Raw genomic sequence first — 22,604 nt, 5'->3', positions numbered from 1 at the left:
AAAGTTAGCACATCGCTGGAGACAAAAACGGAGACACCAACATGCCCCCATTACCTCAGTGGGCCCGGACTCGTGCCGTGATACGAGAAGTCGGCCTGCGCGATGGCCTGCAGAGCATCCAGACGGTGCTGCCTACCGAACACAAGATCGAATGGATCCGCGCCGCGCACGAAGCCGGTCAGCGCGAGATCGAAGTGGGCTCATTCGTGCCGGCACGCCTGCTGCCGCAACTCGCGGATACGGCGGAACTCGTCGCCTACGCAAAGACGCTGCCGGACCTCTTCGTCTCGGTGCTCGTGCCGAACCTGAAGGGCGCCGAGCGCGCGCTGGAAGCGCAAGCGGACCTGATGCTCGTGCCCCTTTCCGCGAGTGAGGCGCATAGCCTCGCGAACCTGCGCAAGACGCCCGGTGAAGTGGTGGCCGAAGTGGCGCGCATGCGCGCCGCGCGCGACGCGAGCGGCGCAAAGACGCTGATCGAAGGTGGCATCGGCACGGCGTTCGGCTGCACGCTGCAAGGGCGCGTCGAGCCCGCCGAGGTGCTGCGCTGCATGCAGGCGCTGCTCGATGCGGGCGCGGACCGCGTGAGCCTCGCCGATACCGTGGGCTACGCAAACCCCGCCGCCGTGCGGGAACTCTTCGAAGCCGCGCGCGAGATCGCGGGCGAGCGACTGTGCTGCGCGCACTTTCACGACACGCGCGGCCTCGCGCTCGCCAACGTCTATGCGGCGCTGGAGGCAGGCGTCACGCGCTTCGACGCCACGCTCGGCGGCATCGGCGGCTGTCCGCATGCGCCGGGCGCGAGCGGCAACGCATCGAGCGAAGACCTCGCGTTCATGCTTGCCGACATGGGCATCGATACCGGCATCGACATCGAACGGCTGCTGGCGCTGCGCGCGCGCGTGGCCCAGTGGCTGGAGGGCGAAACGCTGCACGGCACGCTCTGGCGCGCCGGCCTGCCGAAGACCTTTGGCGCAATCGTGCATCACGCCTGACTAGTTTGAGATCCTTATGAACAAGCAAAACCGTTTGCCGCTCGAAGGCGTGCGCGTCATCGAATTCACGCACATGGTCATGGGCCCCACCTGCGGGATGATCCTCGCGGACCTGGGCGCCGAAGTCATCAAGATCGAACCGCCCGGCGGCGACAAGACGCGCAACTTGCCGGGCCTCGGAATCGGCTTTTTCCGCTCGTTCAATCGCAACAAGAAGAGCGTGGTGCTCGATATCAACACCGAGTCGGGCCGTGCCGCCGCCCTCGAGCTGATCGGCGAGTGCGATGTGATGCTGGAAAACTTCCGGCCCGGCCTCATGGAAAAGCTCGGCCTCGATCACGCCACGCTCTCGCAGCAGTATCCGCGCCTCATCTACGTCTCGCACAAGGGCTTTTTGCCGGGCCCCTATGAAAAGCGTCTCGCGCTCGACGAAGTCGTGCAGATGATGGGCGGCCTCTCGTACATGACCGGGCCTGCGGGGCGGCCGCTGCGCGCAGGAACGTCGGTCAACGACATCATGGGCGGCATGTTCGGCGCGATCGGCGTGCTGGCCGCGCTGCGCGAGCGCGACGCGACCGGGCGCGGCCAGGAAGTGCAGACCGCGTTGTTCGAGAACTGCGTGTTCCTGAGCGCGCAGCACATGCAGCAGTACGCCATGACGCACGAAGCGCCGCCGCCCATGCCTTCGCGCGTGTCGGCCTGGAGCGTGTACGACGTGTTCACGCTTGCCGAAGGCGAACAGCTCTTCATCGGCGCGGTGAGCGACAAGCAGTTCGTGGCGCTGTGCGACGTGATTGGCTGCCCGCAGCTCGCCGACGAGCCGCACTTCGCGAACAACGCCCTGCGCGTGGCCGTGCGGCCCGAGTTGCTCGAACGCCTCGGCGCCGTGCTCGCCACGCAGCAGGTGGGCGAACTCATGCCGCGTCTCGAAGCGGCCGGCATTCCGTATGCGCCGATCGTGCGCCCCGACCAGTTGCTCGACGACCCGCACCTCAAGGCGAGCGGCGGGCTCGTGCCGATGCAGACCGACGACGGCGGCACGACCGAAGTCGTGCTGCTGCCGCTCATGATGGGCGGCCGCCGTCCCGGCGTGCGTCAGCCGCTGGCAAAGGTGGGCGAGCATACCGAAGAGGTGCTCGCGGGCCTGAAGTCACACGCAGCGCCCTGAGCCAGCGGCAGACGAAGCAGCAGCAGTTTCGCGGTTCCCCCGCCGGTCTGCCGTACGGTTGCGCGTGCCACGAGCCGGCAGACGCTCGCACGCGCCGCGCGATCGCGGCCCCCGCGTTCACAAGAATGACGCCCGGCGAGGCGTCGTCACGGAGACAAGCATGCAACGAACCCTCGGCGCGGACGCGCCGCTCGACGCCGTCACGGCCCCACCCGTAGGCAATCGCGCGGCGGCAGCGCTTTCCGCTCGGCTAGACCGCCTGCCCGCCACGCGCCAGCTCTGGATGCTGGTCATGTTGATCTCGCTGGGCGGCTTCTTCGAGGTCTACGATCTCATTTTCACGGGCTATATCGCGCCGGGCATGGCGAAAAGCGGCATGCTGCAGACCACCACGCACGCATTTTTCGGCTTCAACGGCATCGGGGCCTTCGTGGCCGCGACTTTCGCGGGTCTTTTCATCGGCACATTCTGCTTCGGCTGGCTCCCCGATCGATTCGGACGACGAAGCGTCTTTACGTTCTCGCTGCTCTGGTATTCGGTGGGCTCGGTGGCGATGGCGTTTCAGCATACCTCGCAGGGGCTGATCCTGTGGCGCTTCATCACCGGCATCGGCGTGGGCATCGAGATCGTCACCATCGACAGCTATGTCACGGAGATGGTCCCGCAGCAGATGCGCGGCCGCGCCATGGCGCTGAATCAGGCGATCATGTTTGCGGCGGCGCCCATTTCGGCGCTGCTGTCGTGGTGGCTCGTGCCGCAGGCGCCGCTCGGTCTCGACGGCTGGCGCTGGGTCGTGCTCGCCGGCTCGCTCGGTGCGGCGATCGTCTGGTTCGTGCGCCGCGCCGTGCCGGAAAGCCCGCGTTGGCTCGTCACGCATGGTCAAACCGAGGCGGCCGAACGCGTGATCTCGCAGATGGAGCAACGCGCGGTGATTGAAAGCGGCAAGCCCTTGCCCGAGCCTTCGCCCACGCTCGTGCTGCCCGCGCACCGGCGCGCTTCGCTCGCGGAACTCTGGAAGCCGCCCTACCGCGCGCGCCTCATCATGCTGATCGCGTTCAACCTCTGCCAGGCCGTGGGCTACTACGGCTTCGCGAACTGGGTCCCCACGCTCCTGATCGGGCAGGGCGTGACCGTCACGAAGAGCCTGTTCTATGCGGTCGTAATTGCCATTGCACTGCCGTGCGGGCCGCTGCTCGCGATGCTCGTGGCCGATCGCATCGAGCGTAAGTGGCTCATCGTCGGCTCGGCGTTCGCGGTGATCGTGTTCGGCTTGCTGTTCGCGCAGGCGCGCGGGCCGCTCGCGCTGATTTCGCTCGGTGTCCTGATCAGTCTTGCGGGGCAGACCATTTCCGTGTGCTATCACGCTTACCAGGCAGAGCTTTTCCCCACGGCGGTCCGCTGCAGTGCCAACGGCATTGTCTATTCCGCGAGCCGCGTCGGCGCGATGATGTCGGGTTTCATCATCGCCGCGTTGTTGCGCGATTTTGGCGTGAGCGGTGTGTTCGCCGGCATCACCGTGTGCATGCTCGCGGTGATGATTTCCATCGGCGGATTTGGGCCGCGCACGAATGGCGTGCGGCTCGAAGAGCTTTCGGCTTGAGTCGCCACGGAAGGAGGCGTGCCGGCTGGCACGCCTGCGAAGGCAACGCTCAGGCTGCGGCGATCACGTCGATGCGCAGCGTCGGGCCGCCTGCTGCGATTTCGAGCAGACGATCGACGTTCGGGTGCGCCCCCGGACGATTGCGTGCGTCGACGGTGTGCTCGGCGAACACGGCGAGGCCATGCTCGGCCGCGTTGGAGTCGAGCGTGCCGAAGGCTTCGCGCAGATAGTGGTAGACCGCGAGCGAGCCCTGCTTGCCGGGTTTGTTTTCGATGCTCGCGGCGACGTTGCCCTGAGCGTCCACGAGATCGATGCGCTCGATGCCGTCGATGCCCGGCAGCAGTGCGAGATTGTCCTTGAAGACGGCGCCCGGTTGAATTGCCTGGATCACTGAAACACTCCGTTGGTTCGATAAATGGCTTTCGCGGAGCCGTATCTTAGCTGATCAGGGCGCGCGCCGGTCGATGTAGTCGGCTGAAGTGCGTCGCGCGGGCTTCGATCCGCGAGGGCGCGAGCGCTGCCGAACGCGGATGGTGGTCGAATAGACGCGCGTCGAACACCACTTCGGATTCCAGGCGCCGTCGCATAAGAAGGATCGGAAACGCGCTATCGCTCACGCTCGCGATTGACGAGCCGCTCGACACGCATGCGCCCGGGCGGCTCGAAATACGTTCCGAACCGGACCAGCCCGGCCTTCCTCAGATGGCAGACCATTGTGAAGCTCACGAGGAGCCCCGGATCGGGCTTGTCGCTGATCTCGATGTCGATCGAACGCAGACGCGGCTCGAACTTGAGCAGCGTGTTTTCCATCTGGTTGCGCAAATCGTGGACTGACGCAGGCAGGTTCTGGTAGACGTCGGTCAGGTCCGGCAAACCAAAGTCTGGTACGTGCTTGAGCGCACCCGCCCGCGTATTCAGGATTCGCCCGATGTTTGCCTGAACGCTCAAGATTTCGAGCGTGTTCTCATCGTGGTTGTCGAGTGCCTCGCCGTTGATGTGGCCAAGCAGCATGTCGTAGAGGGACGGGCCTGTCGGCATGGCGAGGCCTCCTTTACGCGGATGTTGTTTCGGTCATGACCGCGACCGGCTCAGCCTGATCCACGAAATCAATCGTGAGACTGCCTTCAGCCGAACTCGACAGGACAATCTTCGCCGGCGTCGTGCCGCTCGCCATGCGGGTGAGCAACTCACGCGACACAGTCGGGAGCACGCGCTGGTTCAGGAATGCATCCACGTTGCGTGCGCCGGATTCACGGGCAAGGCAAAGCTCGGCCATGGCCGCAATCAGGGAATCGTCGCAAACCAGTTCGACACCGTGCTGACGTTTCAGGCGTCCAGCCACCTTGTCGAGCTTCTGGCGCACGATGGCGCCGAGTGCTATTGCGTCGAGGGGCTTGTATACCAGCGTCTGGAAACGCGCGAGCAGCGCCGGCTGGAAGTGCGCGACGAGCTGTGGGTGGATGGCCTCGAGTAGCGCGGGCTGCGCGCTGGCGGGATTGTCGGCAGTGAATTCGTCGATCTGCGCACTGCCGAGGTTGGAGGTCATCAGGATCACGCAGTTGCGAAAATCAATTTCGCGCCCCTCTGCGTCGCGCATCGCGCCTCGATCGAATACCTGGTAGAACAAGTCCAGTACGTCGCGATGGGCTTTTTCGATTTCGTCGAGCAGCACGATGCTGTACGGGCGTTGTCGCACCGCCTCCGTGAGCACGCCGCCGCGGCCATAACCGACATAGCCCGGCGGCGAGCCTTTGAGCTGCGAAACCGTATGGGCTTCCTGGTACTCTGACATGTTGATCGTGGTGAGCGCCGCCTCGCCGCCGAACAGCAGGTCGGCCAATGCGAGGGCCGTCTCAGTCTTGCCCACACCGGAGGGACCGGCGAGCAAAAACACGCCGAGCGGTGCGTGCTCGTTCTTCAATCCGACCTTGGCGGTGCGCAGGCTTTCCGCGAGCGCTACGAGCGCGTCGTCCTGGGCGACAACCCGTTTCGCGAGCTGCGCCTCGAGCGCGAGAAGGCTCTGCAGTTCGTCCTCGACGAGATTCCCAACCGGCACGCCGGTCCATTCGGCGACCACGCGCGCCACTGCCTGCGCGTCTACGTCCGCGAAAATCAGGGGTGTCTTGCCCTGGACACATTGGAGCGCCTGCTGGGCCTGCGCGAGGGAGTCGGGCTGGCCACCCGATGCAGCATCCCGCTGTTCATGCAGTTTATGCACGAACGCAAGTTCCCGCTCATAACGCTGCTGCATCGCGTCAAGCCCGGCCTGCGCCACGAGGAGTGCCGCACAAAGTTCCGCCTGCCGCATCTTCATCTCCGGCATGCCCGCCCGGGCGTCGTCTTCCAACATCGCGCGTTCCAGTTCAAGCGCGGAGACGGCCGCGCGTGCGCGCTGCAGGTCGGCCGGGGGCGATTCGAGACCCATCCTTACCCGCGCTGCAGCAGTGTCAATCAGGTCGACAGCCTTGTCCGGCAACTGCCTGGCAGGGATGTAACGGCGCGAGAGCTTGACAGCGGCCACGAGGGCTTCATCGCGAATGTGCACGTTGTGGTATTGCGCATAACGACTCTTGAGCCCGCGCAGCATCAGGCAAGCAGCATTGTCATCTGGCTCCTCCACCTTGATCATCTGGAAGCGCCGCTCGAGCGCGGCGTCGCGCTCGAAATATTCCTTGTATTCCGACCAGGTCGTTGCCGCGATCGTGCGCAATTCGCCGCGCGCGAGCGCGGGTTTGAGCAGGTTCGCCGCATCGGCGCCGCCGGCCGCATTGCCTGCGCCGATGAGCGTATGCGCCTCGTCGATGAAGAGCAGGATCGGCACGCTGGATGCCTGCACCTCGTCGATCACATTTTTCAGGCGTTGCTCGAATTCGCCTTTCACGCCTGCGCCCGCCTGGAGCAGGCCAAGGTCGAGCGTGAGAATACGCACATCGCGGATAACGTTGGGCACCGTGCCTTCAGCCACACGAAGCGCGAGGCCCTCGACGAGCGCTGTTTTTCCCACGCCCGGCTCCCCTACGAGGATGGGGTTGTTCTTGCGTCGGCGCGCGAGGACGTCGACCATCTGCTGGATCTCGCGATCGCGGCCAAAGACCGGATCGATCTGGCCGTCGCGCGCCTTGCCGGTGATGTCGATCGCAAAGCGCGCGAGTGCATCACCGTCGACGCGGCGTACGATCGCCGGCGTTGCGTTCGCCGGTCGCGCAAGATCTGTGCTGTCCGCCGCTGTCGCCGCGTTGACAGCGGCCGCTTCCGGTTCTGGGCGTTCGGGCGGGGTTTCGCTCGTACGGGCCCCCAGACGAGGCAGCAGACGCTGGATCTGCGCGCCGCTCACGGACAGCAGCGGCCACGTGGCGCGTGTACGCAGCACGTGTGGCGCCTCGACGATGGCTTGCAGAACATGCCCCGAGCGGATCGTCGTCTCATGTGCATCGGCGAGGTTGAGCGCATGGGACCAGGCGTCCTGCAGGACGGCCGCCAGTTGCGGGGAGAGGCCCGGCCGGCCGCGCAAGTTGCGCGGGGTGTGCTCGATGGCGCCGAGCAACGCGTTCCATATGGGATCCACGTCCAGATCGTAGTGGTCCAGGATAGCGGGGATATCACCGTCGCCGGCTTCTAGCAGTTTGAGTAGCCAGTGCTCGACCGTGATTTCATCCGCAAGCCGTGTCTGGCACAGACTGGCTGCTGCCTCGAGCGCCGCCGCGCAATGGGGATTGAGCCCGCGCAGGAGTTGGCTGATATCGCGGGAATGTGTGCTTCGGTCGTTGTACAGGGTCATGTCGTGGCTGCCTGTGCGGGCGCAGGGGAGAAAGAGGGCGGCCACTCGAAGTGGCCGTCCGGTGCAGCAACAAACACCAGTCCGCGTGCGCGGACTGGCAAGAGAGAGCCGTCATGCGGAGACGGTCCCCGGACCATCGTCAGGAAGCAGGGCTCAGGAGCGCTCGTTCCAGGTGTCCTTGTGGATGATATTGCCGTCCTTATAGGACCACGTGATGGTCTCGTAACGCAACTCGACTTCCTCGAGATGGTTGTGTTTTTCGTAGTCGGGGATCTTGATGTCGAGCATCCTCGGACGGACCGCCACGACCTTCACGTTCTCGAGCTTAGTGTTGAAGTATTCCTTCTCCTTGCCGGCGTCGTCGATCTTGTACCACTTGATCTCGGCCGACTTGAGCGTCTGGCCGCTCGTCACCGCCTTGTAGAGATACCAGCTCCTGCTCGAATATTTTTCTTTCAGGGAAAAGTTCCTTTTCGTCGACCTGTGTGGGCTCGACGTGGCCAGGTTGCGCGGGGGAACAACCCGCTTCGAGCTGGAATTCATCCTCAAGGAGTCCTACCCGTCTGACCAGCGTTTCAGCCGTGACAACGTGCGACTGTTTTGCTCGCCAGTCATCAATCTCTTCGAACTCGACGCCGAGCCCATCGAGATCAACCACCACGAGACGGAATACCGTGTCGTGCCGGCGGGCCATCAGGGTGAACACGTCGAAACGTATGCGGTCGATGCGATCGAGTCCTTCGACCATGTGACGGCAGAGCGCTACGAATACGTCCCGTTTGCCACGTTCCGGCATCGCGGCGGCATGCTGCGTCACGAGGCGCCGGAGCGGTATTTCCACGCGCGCGTGCGTCCCGGCATATCGGGACTACATGAGACGTGGGTCGTCCTGGGTGGACACGCCTGGGAGACGATGGAGACGCTGCCGGAGGAAAGCCTCTCGCTGCGCGTGACCGGCACCAACGGGATGCTGCCGCGCAAGGGGCTGCGCGAGGCGAGCCTCAGCGAACTCGCCGCGAGCACGCCGAACGTCGCGGGCGTGCGCAACCTGGTTGCGCCCACGCTCCCGCTCTATCCCCCGACGGATGACCGGTTCCAGTGGCGGGTTTTGTCGCATCTGGCGCCCAACTTCCTGTCGCTGATGGACGCGGAGGTGCTGCGCGGCGCGCTCGGCCTCTACGACTGGACCGATGACGAGCTGAACCGGCGACGCCTTAACGGCATCCTCTGGGTTTCGGAGGAACTGCTCGAGGAGGTCTCGGGCGGCTCGGTCGAGCGTGGCGTGCTGATCGAGGTCACGCTCGATTCACATGCGTTCGCGGGTGAGGGCGACGTGATGCTGTTCGGCGAACTGCTGCACCGGTTCTTCGCGCTATACGCGGAAATCAACCTGTTCACGAAACTTTCGATCGTAAGCCTGCCATCGCAGACCCGCACGGTGTGGCCGCGCAGCAAGGCAGAACGTTCCCCGCTATGAAGCCAGAGGATTTTCCCAATTTTGAGCCCCTGGTTGCATCGCTGCTGGCCCGCGCGCCCCGGATGAACTTCATGCAGTTGTGCCGCCTGCTCGAGGTAAGCGCGCCGGATCGACCGGGCCTGGGCACGCGCGATACGCCCGAGCATGAAGCCGTGCGCTTCGGGTCGTGGCCGCGCGTCGGATTTCCTGCGGGCGAAGTCGCCGCGGTCGACTTCGGCGACGCGGCAGATGAAACTGCGCGGTCGGTGCGGCCCACCGTGCGCACGACCTTCATGGGTCTGTACGGCGTCGATGCGGCGGTACCTCCGCACATGATCGACGACATCGTCTTGCGCGAGGAGGGGCATGAGGCGGTCGAGTCGTTTCTCGACCGGTTCGATCACCGCTTCGTCACGATGCTGTACCGCGCATGGAAGAAGTACCGCTATCCGGAGAGCTTCCGGCCGGGCGGGACCGACGCCCATTCACGCAACCTGCTGGGCCTGGTCGGATTTGGCTGGGGCGACAAACCCGGGCGCGCGGGGCTGCCTGATTGCCGCTTGCTGGCGCTGCTGGGGCTGCTATGTCTCAAGACCCGCACGCCAGAGGGCCTCGCGGGAGTGATTGCGCTGGCCGTGCCGGGCGTGGAAGTGCGCGCCGACGAGTTTTTCCCGGCGGTTACCCGCCCCGGTCTACCGAGGCCGCTGGGCTCACGCCCTCAGGCGCAGGAATCGGAGAACGGCGCTCAGCGCGGTCTGGGCGGGGGGTATGTGCTGGGCAGGCGGCTGGCCTGGCGTGGTCGAGCCGTTCGGGTGACGCTGCGTCCCGCCAACGCGCAACAGGCACACGACCTCTTGCCGGGGGCGTGGCTGAACCGAGAACTGCTGGCATTCGTACGCCTTTACGTGGGCGTGAAAGCCGACGTTCATCTGCGCATGCAGGTGTCGTCGCGGATCGCGCCTTTGCCGACGATTGGCACGATCAACACGGTATCGGCCGGACCTGCGCCGCGGCTTGGCTGGACCACGGTGCTGCCTGCCGTGGAAGAGCGCACGATTACCATTCCGCTCGGTGTGACCGAGGCCTTCCCCACACCGGCGCCCAATCCCTACCTGATTCCGAAACGCACATAACCGGGGAACCACGATGTTTATCCGCCTGGCCATTGCCACTGCTGCATCTGCCTTTCTACTGTCGGCCTGCGGCGCCTGGCAGGCCGTTTCCGACACGTCGTCGAATGCCTGGCACGCCGTGTTTTACAAACAGGTCAAGGTACTCAACGTCGATCTGTCCGCACGCGAGGCTCTAAATCCGGACGATGCCGGCCGGCCGACTTCGGTCGCGGTACGCATCTACCAGCTCAGGGATCGCAAGCTGTTCGATGGCGCATCGTATGACGATCTCCTGAAAAACGACCGCACGGTACTCGCGCAGGACCTGCAGGACAGCATGGCCGCTGCGTTGAACCCGGGGGCGTCGGCGAGTCTCTCGCAGCCGATGAAAGCCGACACCAAGTACGTGGCCATCGTCGCGCTCTACAGGAACCCGGGTAGTGGCAACGGCTGGAAATACGTGATCGAGAAAACGAAGCTCGATGCCGATAAGCCGCTGAAGCTCGAACTCGTCGACCAGCTTCTGCTCGCCGCAGACGACTCGTCCCGGAAAGCCTCACAGTGAGATCAGGGATAGCCGGGTGTAGTTCGATATAACGGAGCGAACCTACTCCTCGCCGACAGACGAAAGCGGCGCGGCCACATGTTCGAGCGACTTGCGCTCCGCGTCCACGCCCCAGATCGCGGCTACGAGCGCAGCCGCGATCATAAGCGCCGACCCCACCACATAGCCCGTGAACACTTCGCTGCGCTGGTGCGTATCGATCAGTCGTCCGAAGAACGCCGGGCCGATGATGCCGCCCAGCGCCGTGCCGAACGCATAGAACACGGCGATGGCGAGCGCCCGAATCTCCAGCGGAAATGACTCGCTTACAGTCAGATACGCGGAACTCGCCGCGGCCGAGGCGAAAAAGAAAATCACCATCCACGCGCCGGTTTGCATCGTCGCGGTGAGCATGCCTTGCTCGAACAACCAGCCGCTCGCCGTGAGCAGCACGCCCGAGAGCGCATAGGTCGCGGCGATCATCGTGCGCCGGCCAATCACGTCGAAGAGGCGCCCCAGCACGATCGGCCCGAGGAAGTTGCCGAGCGCGAACGGCAGCAGATAGAGGCCCACGTCGCCGCCCGGCACGTGATAGAACTCGGTGAGCACGAGCGCGTAGGTGAAGAAAATCGCGTTGTAGAAGAAGGCCTGCGCGGTCATGAGCGAAAGTCCCACCAGCGCGCGACGGCGATGACGCACGAATATGGCATGAAACACCGCGCTCAGCGGTGTATGGCTGCGCGCATGCAGACGCAGCGGGTCGTCAGGCGTGTCTTCCAGCGTATGGCCCGCATCGCGAAAGCGCGTTTCGATGCCCTCGACGATGCGTTTCGCCTCGTCGTGGTCGCCGTGCGTGAGCAGCCATCGCGGGCTTTCCGGAATCCAGCGGCGCATGGGCAAGATGATGAGCGCGAGTACCGCCCCGATGAAAAAGCACACGCGCCAGCCCCAGTCCGCGGGCAGCAGGTGCGGGTCGAGGAGCACGACCGAGCCGGCAGCGCCGATCGCCGCGCCCACCCAGAACGTGCCGTTGATGCTGAGGTCGGTCCAGCCGCGCACGCGCGCGGGTGTGAACTCCTGGATCGTCGAATTGATGGCTGCGTACTCGCCGCCGATGCCCGCGCCAGTGATCGCGCGAAACGCCACGAAGCTCGCGAAGCTCCACGAGAACGCCGTCGCGGCGGTGGCCAGCAGATAAACGGCGAGCGTGATGAAGAAGAGCTTGCGGCGGCCCAGCCGGTCGGTGAGCCAGCCGAAGCCGAGCGCGCCGCACACCGCGCCCGCAATGTACGCGCTGCCCGCCAGGCCCACCTGCGCGTTGTCGAGATGCAGCACCGGGCTCGTTTTTAGCGCACTCGCCACGGCACCGGCCAGCGTGACTTCAAGACCATCGAGCAGCCAGGTGACGCCCAGCGCCACGACGATGAGCACATGAAAGCGGCCCCACGGCAAGCGATCGAGGCGCGCGGGCAGCGTGGTTTCGATGATGGGCGGCTTGTCAGTCGTCTCGGTCGTATTGGGATGATTCATCAGTCAGGGTGCGGTTCAGCACGGGTTGCGTTGGAGCATGCGCCGTTCCTGAAATGCGGGCGCGCGCAAACAGAAAGGCAGCATGTGAGCAAACGTTGGCGGCACGTATCATCTGTTCATACAAAAGCGGTTGACGTGCAGGGAGCCTATGTCCGGATCATGTCCGGAACGGGGCACGTCATCCATGCCAGGTGTGCCCATGACAAAACCAGGTACGTGCTCTCCAGTTCGCAAGTTCCGTTTGTCGGGCCTCACGACCACGCTCGCCGCCATCGTCATTTTCGTCTGCGCCGCAAGTCTGCTGTTGCTCGCGGCGGCCGTCGGTGTGAGGGAAGGCGACAAGTCGATCCGCAAGCACGAAGGTCTGATCGCCCAGGGACCCGCGGCGTAAAGTTCGCCATCGACGACTTCGGCACGCACCACAGCAACCTCGACACGCTGGGGCGCTTTCCGTTCGACTACGTGAAGATCGACGGGCAGTTCGTCCGACAACTCGAGCGGCGCGGCGATCAGCTGGTCAAGGGGATCGTGGCGCTGGCTAGCCACTTCGACATGGAGATCATTGCGGAGGGTGTCGAGACCGAGGCGCAGCACGAGATGCTGCAACGCCTGGGCATTCGCTATGCGCAGGGCTACTTCTACCGGCGGCCGGGCTCGGCTGCGAGCATTGCCGAAATGCAGCGCGAGGCGAGCCTCGTGCGTTATGCGGTGTCGTCGCCGCTGCGCTAGCGCGAATACGCATCCGGTAAGCCGAAGTTGCGAAATGTCGGCGTACAGGAAGTCTGCAATCCTTATCCAATACGCGGATTTAGAAACCGCGTCGAACCGTAACCGTTGCGCCTGTGCTATGCGAATGAAGAATGGCGACGCGTGCGGTGGCGGAAAACACCCACTCGTCGACGGTCAGCGACAGCCTGCGCTGAGGTTGGGCGCCGATGTTCAGCGTGCTGTCCGGCACCTGCAGAATCGAGATTTGCGCCGCTGTGGAAGGGCCCATCTGCAGATATTCGGCGGTTGGCCGTGCAGCCTGCTGCTGCGCATCGTAACGGCTTACAGGCGCGGATTTCACGAAGTCGTAATGGTATTTGTCCTGTGCCATCGGCGCGCTATAAAAGCTTTCGACTTGCGCGTAAAACGGTTTGGACGGATTTGTCTGATATTCCATTTCGTACCGGTGGAGGTACGCCATGGGTTCCGGTGGCAGCGCCGGCACCACTTCCAGGGGCATTGACGGGATATTGGCGACCGTCATGGTTTCGGGAATGTTCACACCGGTGCTCTGAGCGAATGCATAACCGCTCAGCATAAAAAAGGCTGCACCGACAATCTTTTCGTTCAGGCACGTCATGAGCATGCCTCCAATGACGAACTCGAAACATCAAACTGTCGAACGTTCTTGCCGAACAGACTGCCTTTGCATCACTGCACCAATGCATTCTAGTACCTGATTTGCTTCCTGCCAGCCGAATGTGCGCGCACGTCATGCAGATGGATGCGAAGTCCACCAGCGCGCGGACGGTGTCCAGCGTCGTTGCCTAACATCGCGGACGTTATGACCGATTCGGGCAGCGTGGGCCGCACTTGCAGCGGAAGAAATTGCGCATGGTCATGCGCAGGCTCGATGGGCTCGCGCCACAGGCGAGCGCATCAACACCACCGCATTGGGGAAAATCCGGGGGCAGCCTAGATCGTGCCAAAGAGGGCGCGCGGGCGGTCCTGCAGCGTGCGCGCGAGGACCTTCAGCGCACGCGCCAGTTGCTCCCGCGAGGTTGCGCACGCGAGGTTGATGCGCACGCCGTGCTCGAGTGTCGAGCGGTCCACCGCGAACGCCGAGGCGGGCATGGTGTTTACACCGCGCGCGAGCGCGTTGGCGGCGAAGTCGTCGGAACGCCACGGCGCCGGCACGCGCAGCCACACGAACATGCACGCCGGGTCGCTGTTGAGCAGATCGCGCGGCAGGATCTCGAGCGCGAGTTCCTGCCGTGCCTGCAGCTCCGCACGCTGCGCTTCGAGGATGAGGCGCGCGGTGCCGTCCTCGATCCAGCGCGTGGTGACGAGGGTGGTGAGCGGCGCGGGCATCCAGGCCGTCGTACGCACGGCTTCGGCAGCGAGTGGCGCACCATGCGGCGGTGTGAGCAGATAGCCGATGCGCAGCCCCGGCGCGAGCACCTTCGAAGTGGAGGCCACGTGGAAGGTCAGTTCGGGGCACAGGCTCGCGATGGTCGGCAGGCGCTTGCGCAGCAACGGCCCGTACACGTCGTCCTCGATGATGGCGACGTGATGGCGACGCGCGATCTCCACGAGCGCGAGGCGCCGCTCCAGGCTCATCGTGACAACGCTGGGGTTCTGCAGGTTCGGCACGGTGAAGATCGCCTTCACCGGCATGCGGCGGCACGCGTCTTCGAGCTGGTCGGGCAGCAGGCCTTCGGCGTCGCTGGGGACCCCGACCAGCTCGAACTGGAACACAGGAGCGAGCGCCTTGAGGCCGTAGTAAGTCAGCTTGTCGGAGAGGATCACCCCTTCGTGTCCCATCAGGCTGCTCAGGACCGCATAGAGGCCGTGCTGCGCGCCGCTCGTCACGACGAGATTCTCGGGCGAGGGCGTGAAGCCGGGCGCGGCGATCCATTGCGCGCCAGCCGCGCGCGCCCATTCGGCGCCCTGCGGCGGCTGGTATTCCTGGGTTTCCGCAAAGCGCGGGTCGCGCGAGATCGATGCCATCGTGCGGGCGAGCTGCGCGAGAAATTCTCCGGTCGCCGGCCGGTTGACGGTGAGGTCCACCACGCCGCTCGCATCAGCGCCGCTCGCTTGGCTGCCGCGCTGCGCCGCGGCGCCGACAGCAGGCATGGCCCCGCCGGTGACGATCGAGCCGCGCCGCTTGCTCGCCACGATCAGCCCGCGCGCCTGCAACTCCTTATACGCGCGCGAGACGGTGGAGACATTGATGCCCAGTTCCACGGCCAGATCGCGCTGCGGCGGCAGGCGGCTGCCCGGTGGGTATTGACCGCTGCGCACCTGCTCCTCGAGATTGCGGGAGACCTCCAGATACGTGGCTTGACGACCTTTTGTCCGGACAGCGTCATCCGATTTTGTCTGGTAATCGTCGGCTTTCATGCAAGTAGTAACTCCATACAAAACTCGATCGTCTTTTCACGTTGGCTTGCTGCTGTGAGGTGGATCGCCAGCACCGTCACCGTATCCATAATCGAATAATACGATATATGTCGGAAGTTTAGCTGCCTTTGCTGCGAGCCGGAACCTCATCCACCAGGGAATTTCCTGGTCTCCACACAAAGCCTTTTTGATTGCACACAAAAAATTATTGTGTGAGTATGAATTCAATTTTGTTCGGCTAGCAGTTCGGCGCAACACGCACTGTATTACAGGAGGACAGGCTCGTGGCAACCCGGCAACCCACACACGCTCCAAGCGCAACATCCACACCTCTTGGTCATTCGCTGCGCAAGCGGCACGTCACGATGATTTCGCTCGGCGGGATCATCGGCGCGGGGCTCTTCGTCGGCAGCAGCGCCACCATCAGCGCGATGGGACCGGCTGCCTGCCTGAGCTACCTGCTGGCGGGCATCGTCGTGTTGTTCGTCATGCGCATGCTTGGCGAGATGGCGCTCGCGCATCCGGGCGTCGGCTCGTTCACGGAGTTCACGCGTATTGGTCTCGGCGACTGGGCCGGATTCACGAACGGCTGGCTCTACTGGTACTTCTGGGTGATCGTGGTTGCCGTGGAGGCGGTGGCGGGCGCGGGCATCCTGCAGCGCTGGATTCCCGCACCGGTCTGGCTGATCGGGCTCGTGCTCCTTTCGCTCATGACGGCAGTGAATCTGCTCTCGGTGAAATCATATGGAGAATTCGAGTACTGGTTTGCGTCGATCAAGGTGGCGGCAATCATCGTGTTCATCGTGGTGGGCGCGAGCTACCTGTTGGGGTTCAGCTCGTGGCATCAGACCGTGAACAATCTGAGCGGCAATCACGGCTTCATGCCGTTCGGCGCGATGTCGATCTTCGCGGGTGTGCCCACGGTGATCTTCGCGGTGGGCGGTGCGGAGATCGCGACCATTGCCGCCGCCGAATCCGACGATCCGGGCCGCAACGTTGCGTCGATGACGCGCTCGGTAATCCTGCGCGTCATCACGTTCTATGTCGGCTCGCTATTCGTGATCGCGTGCATCGTGCCGTGGGCGAGCATCAAGGTGGGCTATTCGCCGTTCGTGGCGGCGCTCGAAACCATGCATATTCCGGGCGCCGCGGACATCATGAATGCAATCGTCCTGGTGGCCGTGCTGTCGGCGCTGAACTCCGGGCTCTATGTGTCGTCGCGCATCGTGTTCCGGCTCGCCGAGCGCCGCGACGCCCCGCGCGCGCTGCTCAAGCTCTCGAAGAGCCGCGTGCCGCGCCTCGCCGTGCTCGCGAGCAGTATCGTCGGCTACGTGGCCATCGTCGCGGCAATCGTTTCGCCGCAGGGCGTGTTCCTGTATCTCGTCAGTGCATCGGGCGCGGTCATGCTGTTCGTGTATTTCTCCATCGCGGTTTCGCAGATCGTGATTCGCAGGCGCCTGGAGGCAACGGAGCCCGAACGGCTCACGTTCAGGATGTGGCTCTTTCCCTGGCTTTCGTGGGCCGTGGTGGCGGCCATTGCCGGCGTGCTCTGCGCGATGGGCTTCGACCACGCGCTCGCGGGCCAGCTCATGGCGAGCCTCGCGAGCCTGGCGGTGGTGTCGGCGGCTTACCTGCTCACACGCAAGAGGACTCACGTGCAGGATTTCCGTGAGCCCGCAACCAACTGGAAGAAGTAATGGCGCAAGTCGCTGTCATCGGCGCGGGTTTCGTGGGGTTGTCGTGCGCGTACTGGCTCATGCGCGACGGGCACAGCGTGACGCTGTACGACCCGCTGGGTCCGGGCGAGGGCGCTTCCTACGGCAACGCGGGCACGTTCGCGAACTATGCGTGCATTCCCGTGAACAACCCGGACGTGTTCCGCAACATCCCGCGCTTTCTGTTCTCGTCGACGAGCCCGCTGCGCATCCGTTGGGGCGATGTGCCGGAGCTCGCGCCGTGGCTCACGCGGTTCCTGCTCAGCGCAACGCCGCGCCGCTACGCGGGCAGCGTGAACGCGCTTGCGCAACTGCTCTCGCGTGCCTTCGAAGGCTACCGCGAAATGCTCGCCGTCGACACGCTCGCGGCTTTCGTGCGCGAACGCGAATGCCTCTACCTGTATTCCAGCGCGGCGTCGTTCGAGGCCGCGCAGCCGGCGCTCGAGCTGCGGCGCTCGCTCGGTGTGGCGTTCGAAACGCTCGCGCGCAGCGAGATCGCACAACTGGAGCCCGGCCTCGCGCCGCTCTTCTGTCAAGGCACGCTCTTCAAGGGCAGTTGGTTTCTGAGCGATCCGCGCGGTTTTCTGCAGGCCTTGCATGCGATGTTGACGCAGCGCGGTCTCGTGCACCGGCGCGTTGCCGTCGAAACGCTGGAGCCAGCGGCTGGCGCGGTAAAACTGATCGATACGGCGGGCGAGGCGCATGACGCAGAACAGGCCATTGTGTGCGCGGGCGCATTTTCGGGGCGCCTCGCGCGCCAATGCGGCGACGCGGTACCGCTGGGCGTCGAGCGCGGCTACCACGTGCGCTTTCCTGGCACCGCTAACCGAATTTCGCGCCCGTGCGGCTGGGCCGAGCGCGGCTTCTACATGACGCCGATGGATGGCGGCATCCGCGCGGCGGGCACCGTCGAGTTGGCGGCCAACGGCGCGGGCAAGAACGCGGACCTGCTGCGCCTGCTGACGCGTTCCGCGCAGGAGGCGCTGCCCGGACTGCCGGAACCGGACAGCGACTGGCTCGGCTTCCGGCCGAGCCTGCCCGACGCGCTGCCCGTGGTGGGCGCGTCGAGCCGCTCGCCGCGCGTGATCTATGCGTTCGGCCACCAGCATCTGGGCGTGACGCTCGGCGGCGTGACGGGCAGCGTGATCGCCGATCTCGTTGCGCAACGTGCGCCTTCGATCGATCTCGCGCCTTATAGTCCGCGCCGTTTCTAATCCCTGTTTCAAGCCACTTTCCAGCCAACAGCCACGTAACAACTCACCCAACAGTCTCCCAGCGAGGATGAGCATCATGAACCGCCGCACTCTCGTACTAACGATGGCCCTCGGGCTGATGGGCTTGCACGGCCCCGCGCAGGCGGCCGACCCCGAGGTTGTGAAGATCGGCTTCGCGGGTCCGCTCACCGGCCCGGTGGCGCGCGTCGGCAAGGACTTGCAGTATGGCGCGCAGCTCGCGATTGACGAGGAGAACGCCAAACATCCGGTCATTGCCGGCAAGCCTGTGAAGTACGTGCTCGACGTGCAGGACGACCAGGCCGATCCGCACGTGGCCGTGCAGGTGGCGCAAAAGCTGGTGGACGACGGCGTGGTCGGCGTGATCGGCCACTACAACTCTGGCTGCAGCATTCCCGCTTCGACGGTTTATCACAATGCGAACGTCGCGATGATCACGCCGGGCTCCACGAACCCGGCGTTGACCCAGCAGGGCTACGCAAACGTGTTTCGCACCATGGGCAACGACGGGATAGGCGGCGTGATCGCCGGCAAGTTCGCGGTGGAGCAGTTGAAGGCGAAGCGCATCGGCATCATCGACGACCGCACGGCCTTCGGCCAGGGGCTCGCCGACGCGTTCGAGAAAGGCGCGAAGGAAGTCAACGGCAATATCGTCGACCGCGAGTTCACCAACGACAAGGCCGTGGATTTTCGCGCTATTCTCACCTCGCTCAAGCAGAAAAACGTCGATGTGATTTTCTTTGGCGGCCTCGACGAACAGGGCGCGATGCTTGCCAAGCAGATGCGTACGCTCGGCATGCCGGCGCGCCTGTTCGGCGCGGGCGCGCTGAAGAGCAATGCCTTCCTGCAGATCGCGGGCCCGGCGGGCGAGGGCACGCAGGACCTCGAACCGGGGCCGGCGCTCGACAAGCTGCCTTCCGCGCAGGCGTTCGCGAAGCGCTACAAGGCGCGCTTCAATCAGGATGTCGAACTGTATGCACCGTTCGCCTATGACGCCGCGCTCGCCATGCTGAAGGCGATTCGCAATGCCGATTCGCTCGACCGTGCGAAGATCGTCGCGAGCTTCCCGAAGGTGACGGTGGCGGGCGTGACTGGCAATATCGCGTTCGATCCGCACGGCGACCTGATCAGGCCGCCTTATACGCTCTTCGAAGTGCAGCAGGGCCAGTGGAAGAGTCTTAAGACGCTCGGGGGCAATGGCGTGTGAAGTGCGCGCGGGGGCGTTTCAGCGCGCGACCAGCAGATCGAACAGGGTGTGGAAATCGACCGGCTTCGTGAGATGCGAGTCGATGCCGCTCATGCGCGAGCGCAGCCGGTCGGCGTGCTGGCCCCAACCCGTGAGCGCGATGATGTGCAGGCCGACGTAGCGCGGGCTTTGACGGATCTGCCGCGCGATTTCGTAGCCGTCCATGCCGGGCATGCCGATGTCGAGCACGACCGCATGCGGCACCGACTGCTGCAGTGCGCCGAGCGCGGCGGCGCCGTCGTAGACCACGCGCACTTGCGCGCCTTCGCTCGAGAGCACCATGGCGAGCGAATCCGCGGCGTCGCGGTTGTCGTCGACCACGAGAATGCGCTTGCCCGCGAGCGGCTTCCCGGCGCGCGCCAAGGCCGCCGGGCTCTCGCGCGCTTCGGCGAGCGTCTGCTGGGAGAGCGGCAGGCGCACCGTGAAGGTGCTGCCTTTGCCGGGGCCGGCGCTCGCCGCCTCGACCGTGCCGCCGTGCATGCGCACGAGATGGCGCACCATGGTGAGGCCAATGCCAAGACCACCCTGGTTGCGGTCGGCGGGGCGGCTGACCTGGGTGAACATTTCGAACACCTGATCGATCTGCCCCGCCGACATGCCGATTCCCGTATCGCTCAGCGCGACGACGACCCACTCGCCTTCGCGCGTCGCGTCGAGCCGGATCTGACCGCCCGTGTCGGTGTAGCGCGCCGCGTTGTTGAGCATGTTCGCGAAGACCTGGGTGAGCCGCACACGATCGGCGTCGAGAACGAGCGGCGCGTCGGGCAGCGAGATGCCCAGTTCATGATGCGCCTGATCGATCGCGGGGCGGCTGGTTTCGACGGCGTTCGCGATGATTTCCGCGAGCGCCACGGGCGCCTTCACGAGGCCGATCTTGCCGCGCGTGATGCGTGACACTTCCATCAGGTCGTCGATGAGTCGCACCATGTGATGCACCTGCCGATCGAGCATGTCGAGGATCGGCGCGGAGTCCGCGGGAAACGCGCTGCGGCGGATGAGGTGCAGCGCATTGGCAATGGGCGCGAGCGGATTGCGCAGTTCGTGCGCGAGCGTCGCGAGGAATTCGTCCTTGCGCCGGTCGGCTTCCTTGAGCGCGTCTTCGGCGTTCACGGCTTCGGTCACGTCGATCGACACACAGACGTGGCCGCGAAACTCGCCGTTCGCGGAAAACCACGGCGCACAGCAGGTTTCGAACCAGTGCCAGCCTGTGTCCTTGAGTTTCACGCGCAGCCGGCTCTGGAACGCGCAATGGTCCTGCTGTGCGGCCTGTACGCGCGAAAGAAAGCCGGGCAGATCGCGCGGATGCACGATCGTGTGCCAGCCGGTTTCGAGCAGTTGTCCGGGCGTCAGGCCGATCGCCGTGATATATCGCTGGTTCAGATAGACCGTGTTGCCTTGCGTGTCGATTTGCCAGATCAGCGCGGGCGACGCTTCGGCTAGCGCTCGAAAGCGCGCCTCGCTTTCGCGCAGGGCTTCCTGGGCGCTGCGGCGGTCGTCCACGTCGATATTCATGCCCACCCACTTGCGCACCGTGCCGTCCGCGTTCCAGATCGGCGCGGCGCGCAGGTTGGTCCAGCGCCAGCCGCCCGTGGCGACCTGCAGGCGATGTTCCGCGTTCACCACACGCTGCGCCGCGACCGCGTCCTTCCATTGGCGCAGCGCGTTGGCGCGGTCGTCGGGATGAACGGCGTTGGCCCAGCCTTCGCCGAGCCACTCTTCGGCGGGCTGGCCGGTATAGTCCGACCAGCCGGGCGAGACCGACTCGGCCTGACCCCGTGCATCGGCTTCCCACACGGCCTGCGCAAAGCCTTCCACCAATGCGCGAAAGCGCTCCTCGCTGTCCATGCATTCAGTCTCTACGCGCTTGCGTTCCGTAATGTCCAGCGCGAATTCGGCGCACTTCGAGGCCATGCCCGAGCCCGAGATCCGCGTCGGCGCAAAAAGCCCCCACCAGCGCGTGCCGTCCTTGCGGATCAACTGCCGCTCATAGGGCTGTGTGCGTCCGGTGGTGGCGAGGTCGGTGACCGCGCGCGTCGTGACGCCGAGGAATTCGAGCGGCACGAGCCGGTCCCAGTGCACCGCGGCGCGCAAATCCTCGCGGCTATAGCCGCTCATCTGCTCGAATGCGCCGTTGGCGTCGGCCATGGTGCCGTCGAGGTCGAAGAACAGCACGCCCACGGTTTCGATGGAGATGGCGGCCTGCAGGCGCGCTTCGCTCTCCCGCAGCGCATCCTCGACGTGCTTGCGCTGCCGGGCTTCGTCGTGGAGCTTCGTGTTGAGGTTCTGCAGCGTGCGCGTGCGTTCGGCCACCTGGTGCGCGAGATTGCGGCCCGCGTCCTGGGCGTCGCTCAGCGCGCTCGTCAACTGGTGCGCGGCGCTCGCGCACGAAGCGAGGCCTTCCAGCAGGCGCGCGTCTTCGGCGTCGAAATGTTTTTCCTCGCCGTGCGTCACGGCCCAGACCGTGCCGACCACCGTGCCGTTGACGTGCCAGGGGACGTGCAGCGCTTCGCGGATGGGCGGCTCGATCGCGCGGTACGAAGCAAAGCAGCGTGCGGGGCGATCGAACAGAAGCATGGTATTGCGCCCCGCGGTCACGCCGCTCTCGCAGTCGTCGCCGGGAAGCGTGCGGCCCACGTGGCCGGCCAGTTCGCCGGCCACGGCGTCCCACCGGAACTGGATCGTGGGGCCGTCGCGCTCGGGCACGCTCACGCCGGCCGACTCGGCGCGGCAAAGCGCAAGGGCGAGCCGCGCCAGCATAGGCAGTACACCTGAGGGATTACTCGCCATTTCCCGCGTGAGCGCAGCAAGCGCACGGCTCTCGCCCTCGTAATCGGGCAGTCGGTTCGGGCGGTTCACCAGGGCTTCGGTGATCAGCGTTTCCTCGACCGTGAGCGCAGGTGCGCCGTTCTCTTGCATGCTCCCTCCGCTTTAGTCGTCCGCCGTGCCTGCATTCGCACCTTGGGTGCAAGGTGCGAACGCCGACGGCGCCCATTGTGTTCGCGGGTGCGCATCGCGTATTCCCGTAGATGAAAACCGCAGGAGGCCCGTGCGTTTTTGTTGCGGCCCTTTGAACGCCGCGTATGCCGGGGCGGCCCGCAAAGCGCAGTGGGCACTGCGTTT

16 protein-coding genes and 3 pseudogenes are annotated in these 22,604 nt (G+C 64.9%); 11 read left to right on the top strand and 8 right to left on the bottom strand.

Annotated features, from left to right (window positions below; all coding sequences use genetic code 11):
* Positions 1–41: 41 nt before the first annotated feature.
* From M3I53_RS09870 to M3I53_RS09860, 3 genes are all read left to right on the top strand, one after another.
* Complete coding sequence (locus tag M3I53_RS09870) at positions 42–992, top strand: hydroxymethylglutaryl-CoA lyase (RefSeq protein WP_254315763.1); 951 nt, start codon at positions 42–44, stop codon at positions 990–992.
* Positions 993–1,008: 16 nt separating this feature from the next.
* Positions 1,009–2,160 carry a CaiB/BaiF CoA-transferase family protein gene (locus M3I53_RS09865; protein WP_254315762.1) on the top strand — a complete coding sequence of 384 codons (1,152 nt, stop codon included), beginning with the start codon at positions 1,009–1,011 and terminating at the stop codon, positions 2,158–2,160.
* A gap of 160 nt (positions 2,161–2,320) precedes the next feature.
* Positions 2,321–3,760, top strand: coding sequence for an MFS transporter (locus M3I53_RS09860; protein WP_254315761.1), 1,440 nt, complete (start codon positions 2,321–2,323; stop codon positions 3,758–3,760).
* Positions 3,761–3,809: 49 nt separating this feature from the next.
* On the opposite strand, the gene M3I53_RS09855 is transcribed toward M3I53_RS09860, so the two are convergent.
* From M3I53_RS09855 to tssD, 4 genes and pseudogenes are all read right to left on the bottom strand, one after another.
* A complete protein-coding gene (locus M3I53_RS09855) occupies positions 3,810–4,148 on the bottom strand; it encodes a DUF2322 family protein (RefSeq protein ID WP_246088922.1) in 339 nt (112 codons plus the stop codon).
* 218 nt (positions 4,149–4,366) lie between these two features.
* A complete protein-coding gene (tssE, locus tag M3I53_RS09850) occupies positions 4,367–4,798 on the bottom strand; it encodes a type VI secretion system baseplate subunit TssE (protein WP_254315760.1) in 432 nt (143 codons plus the stop codon).
* Positions 4,799–4,811: 13 nt separating this feature from the next.
* Entirely contained in the window at positions 4,812–7,538 is a 2,727-nt protein-coding gene (gene tssH / locus M3I53_RS09845) for a type VI secretion system ATPase TssH (protein WP_254315759.1), read from the bottom strand.
* 153 nt (positions 7,539–7,691) lie between these two features.
* Positions 7,692–7,991: pseudogene (gene tssD, locus M3I53_RS09840) on the bottom strand (type VI secretion system tube protein TssD); the annotation flags it as partial.
* Between tssD and tssF the strand changes: the two are divergent.
* The 3 genes and pseudogenes from tssF to tssJ all read left to right on the top strand — a co-directional run.
* A pseudogene (gene tssF / locus M3I53_RS09835) lies at positions 7,966–9,015 on the top strand (type VI secretion system baseplate subunit TssF); the annotation flags it as partial. The pseudogenes tssD and tssF sit on opposite strands and share 26 nt — an antisense overlap.
* The gene (gene tssG / locus M3I53_RS09830; protein ID WP_254315758.1) at positions 9,012–10,127 is read left to right on the top strand and encodes a type VI secretion system baseplate subunit TssG; all 1,116 of its coding nucleotides are present in this window, start codon (positions 9,012–9,014) and stop codon (positions 10,125–10,127) included. The pseudogene tssF and the gene tssG, both read left to right, overlap by 4 nt.
* Positions 10,128–10,140: 13 nt before the next feature.
* Entirely contained in the window at positions 10,141–10,671 is a 531-nt protein-coding gene (tssJ, locus tag M3I53_RS09825) for a type VI secretion system lipoprotein TssJ (RefSeq protein ID WP_254315757.1), read from the top strand.
* Between the two features lie 42 nt (positions 10,672–10,713).
* On the opposite strand, the gene M3I53_RS09820 is transcribed toward tssJ, so the two are convergent.
* On the bottom strand, positions 10,714–12,180 hold the full coding sequence (locus tag M3I53_RS09820; protein ID WP_254315756.1) for an MFS transporter: 1,467 nt from the start codon (positions 12,178–12,180) through the stop codon (positions 10,714–10,716).
* Positions 12,181–12,379: 199 nt separating this feature from the next.
* Here M3I53_RS09820 and M3I53_RS09815 point away from each other — a divergent pair, with 199 nt between their 5' ends.
* Positions 12,380–12,571, top strand: a complete 192-nt coding sequence (locus tag M3I53_RS09815) for a hypothetical protein (RefSeq protein WP_254315982.1) — start codon at positions 12,380–12,382, stop codon at positions 12,569–12,571.
* Positions 12,559–12,909, top strand: a pseudogene (locus tag M3I53_RS09810) (EAL domain-containing protein); the annotation flags it as partial. The gene M3I53_RS09815 and the pseudogene M3I53_RS09810, both read left to right, overlap by 13 nt.
* Before the next feature lie 79 nt (positions 12,910–12,988).
* Here the strand turns inward: M3I53_RS09810 and M3I53_RS09805 are convergent.
* Both M3I53_RS09805 and M3I53_RS09800 read right to left on the bottom strand, forming a co-directional pair.
* Positions 12,989–13,528: a hypothetical protein gene (locus M3I53_RS09805; RefSeq protein ID WP_254315755.1), complete on the bottom strand. Its 540-nt coding sequence runs from the start codon at positions 13,526–13,528 to the stop codon at positions 12,989–12,991.
* A 335-nt stretch (positions 13,529–13,863) separates the two neighbouring features.
* Positions 13,864–15,291, bottom strand: coding sequence for a PLP-dependent aminotransferase family protein (locus tag M3I53_RS09800; protein WP_254315754.1), 1,428 nt, complete (start codon positions 15,289–15,291; stop codon positions 13,864–13,866).
* A gap of 365 nt (positions 15,292–15,656) precedes the next feature.
* Here M3I53_RS09800 and M3I53_RS09795 point away from each other — a divergent pair, with 365 nt between their 5' ends.
* From M3I53_RS09795 to M3I53_RS09785, 3 genes are all read left to right on the top strand, one after another.
* Complete coding sequence (locus tag M3I53_RS09795) at positions 15,657–16,988, top strand: amino acid permease (protein ID WP_254315753.1); 1,332 nt, start codon at positions 15,657–15,659, stop codon at positions 16,986–16,988.
* Positions 16,988–18,220 (top strand): FAD-binding oxidoreductase, encoded by a 1,233-nt coding sequence (locus M3I53_RS09790; protein ID WP_254315752.1) that lies wholly within the window; start codon positions 16,988–16,990, stop codon positions 18,218–18,220. The genes M3I53_RS09795 and M3I53_RS09790 overlap by 1 nt, the downstream gene beginning before the upstream one ends.
* 76 nt (positions 18,221–18,296) lie before the next feature.
* Positions 18,297–19,445 carry a branched-chain amino acid ABC transporter substrate-binding protein gene (locus M3I53_RS09785; protein WP_254315751.1) on the top strand — a complete coding sequence of 383 codons (1,149 nt, stop codon included), beginning with the start codon at positions 18,297–18,299 and terminating at the stop codon, positions 19,443–19,445.
* Positions 19,446–19,463: 18 nt separating this feature from the next.
* Here M3I53_RS09785 and M3I53_RS09780 read toward each other — a convergent pair whose 3' ends face one another.
* Positions 19,464–22,400 carry a PAS domain S-box protein gene (locus M3I53_RS09780; protein WP_254315750.1) on the bottom strand — a complete coding sequence of 979 codons (2,937 nt, stop codon included), beginning with the start codon at positions 22,398–22,400 and terminating at the stop codon, positions 19,464–19,466.
* Between the last annotated feature and the right edge of the window lie 204 nt (positions 22,401–22,604).

Source organism: Paraburkholderia sp. CNPSo 3272, from assembly GCF_024206495.1.
Lineage (GTDB): Bacteria > Pseudomonadota > Gammaproteobacteria > Burkholderiales > Burkholderiaceae > Paraburkholderia.
This window is presented reverse-complemented; position numbering and strand designations above follow the sequence as displayed.

Excerpts from the sequence above, each read along its gene's own strand:
- tssE (WP_254315760.1), bottom strand. The coding sequence starts at position 4,798 with ATGCCGACAGGCCCGTCCCTCTACGACATGCTGCTTGGCCACATCAAC.
- tssG (WP_254315758.1), top strand. The coding sequence starts at position 9,012 with ATGAAGCCAGAGGATTTTCCCAATTTTGAGCCCCTGGTTGCATCGCTG.
- M3I53_RS09790 (WP_254315752.1), top strand. The coding sequence starts at position 16,988 with ATGGCGCAAGTCGCTGTCATCGGCGCGGGTTTCGTGGGGTTGTCGTGC.
- M3I53_RS09795 (WP_254315753.1), top strand. The coding sequence starts at position 15,657 with ATGATTTCGCTCGGCGGGATCATCGGCGCGGGGCTCTTCGTCGGCAGC.
- M3I53_RS09865 (WP_254315762.1), top strand. The coding sequence starts at position 1,009 with ATGAACAAGCAAAACCGTTTGCCGCTCGAAGGCGTGCGCGTCATCGAA.
- M3I53_RS09800 (WP_254315754.1), bottom strand. The coding sequence starts at position 15,291 with ATGAAAGCCGACGATTACCAGACAAAATCGGATGACGCTGTCCGGACA.
- M3I53_RS09805 (WP_254315755.1), bottom strand. The coding sequence starts at position 13,528 with ATGACGTGCCTGAACGAAAAGATTGTCGGTGCAGCCTTTTTTATGCTG.
- M3I53_RS09820 (WP_254315756.1), bottom strand. The coding sequence starts at position 12,180 with ATGAATCATCCCAATACGACCGAGACGACTGACAAGCCGCCCATCATC.
- M3I53_RS09860 (WP_254315761.1), top strand. The coding sequence starts at position 2,321 with ATGCAACGAACCCTCGGCGCGGACGCGCCGCTCGACGCCGTCACGGCC.
- M3I53_RS09815 (WP_254315982.1), top strand. The coding sequence starts at position 12,380 with ATGACAAAACCAGGTACGTGCTCTCCAGTTCGCAAGTTCCGTTTGTCG.
- M3I53_RS09870 (WP_254315763.1), top strand. The coding sequence starts at position 42 with ATGCCCCCATTACCTCAGTGGGCCCGGACTCGTGCCGTGATACGAGAA.
- M3I53_RS09780 (WP_254315750.1), bottom strand. The coding sequence starts at position 22,400 with ATGCAAGAGAACGGCGCACCTGCGCTCACGGTCGAGGAAACGCTGATC.
- M3I53_RS09785 (WP_254315751.1), top strand. The coding sequence starts at position 18,297 with ATGAACCGCCGCACTCTCGTACTAACGATGGCCCTCGGGCTGATGGGC.
- tssJ (WP_254315757.1), top strand. The coding sequence starts at position 10,141 with ATGTTTATCCGCCTGGCCATTGCCACTGCTGCATCTGCCTTTCTACTG.
- tssH (WP_254315759.1), bottom strand. The coding sequence starts at position 7,538 with ATGACCCTGTACAACGACCGAAGCACACATTCCCGCGATATCAGCCAA.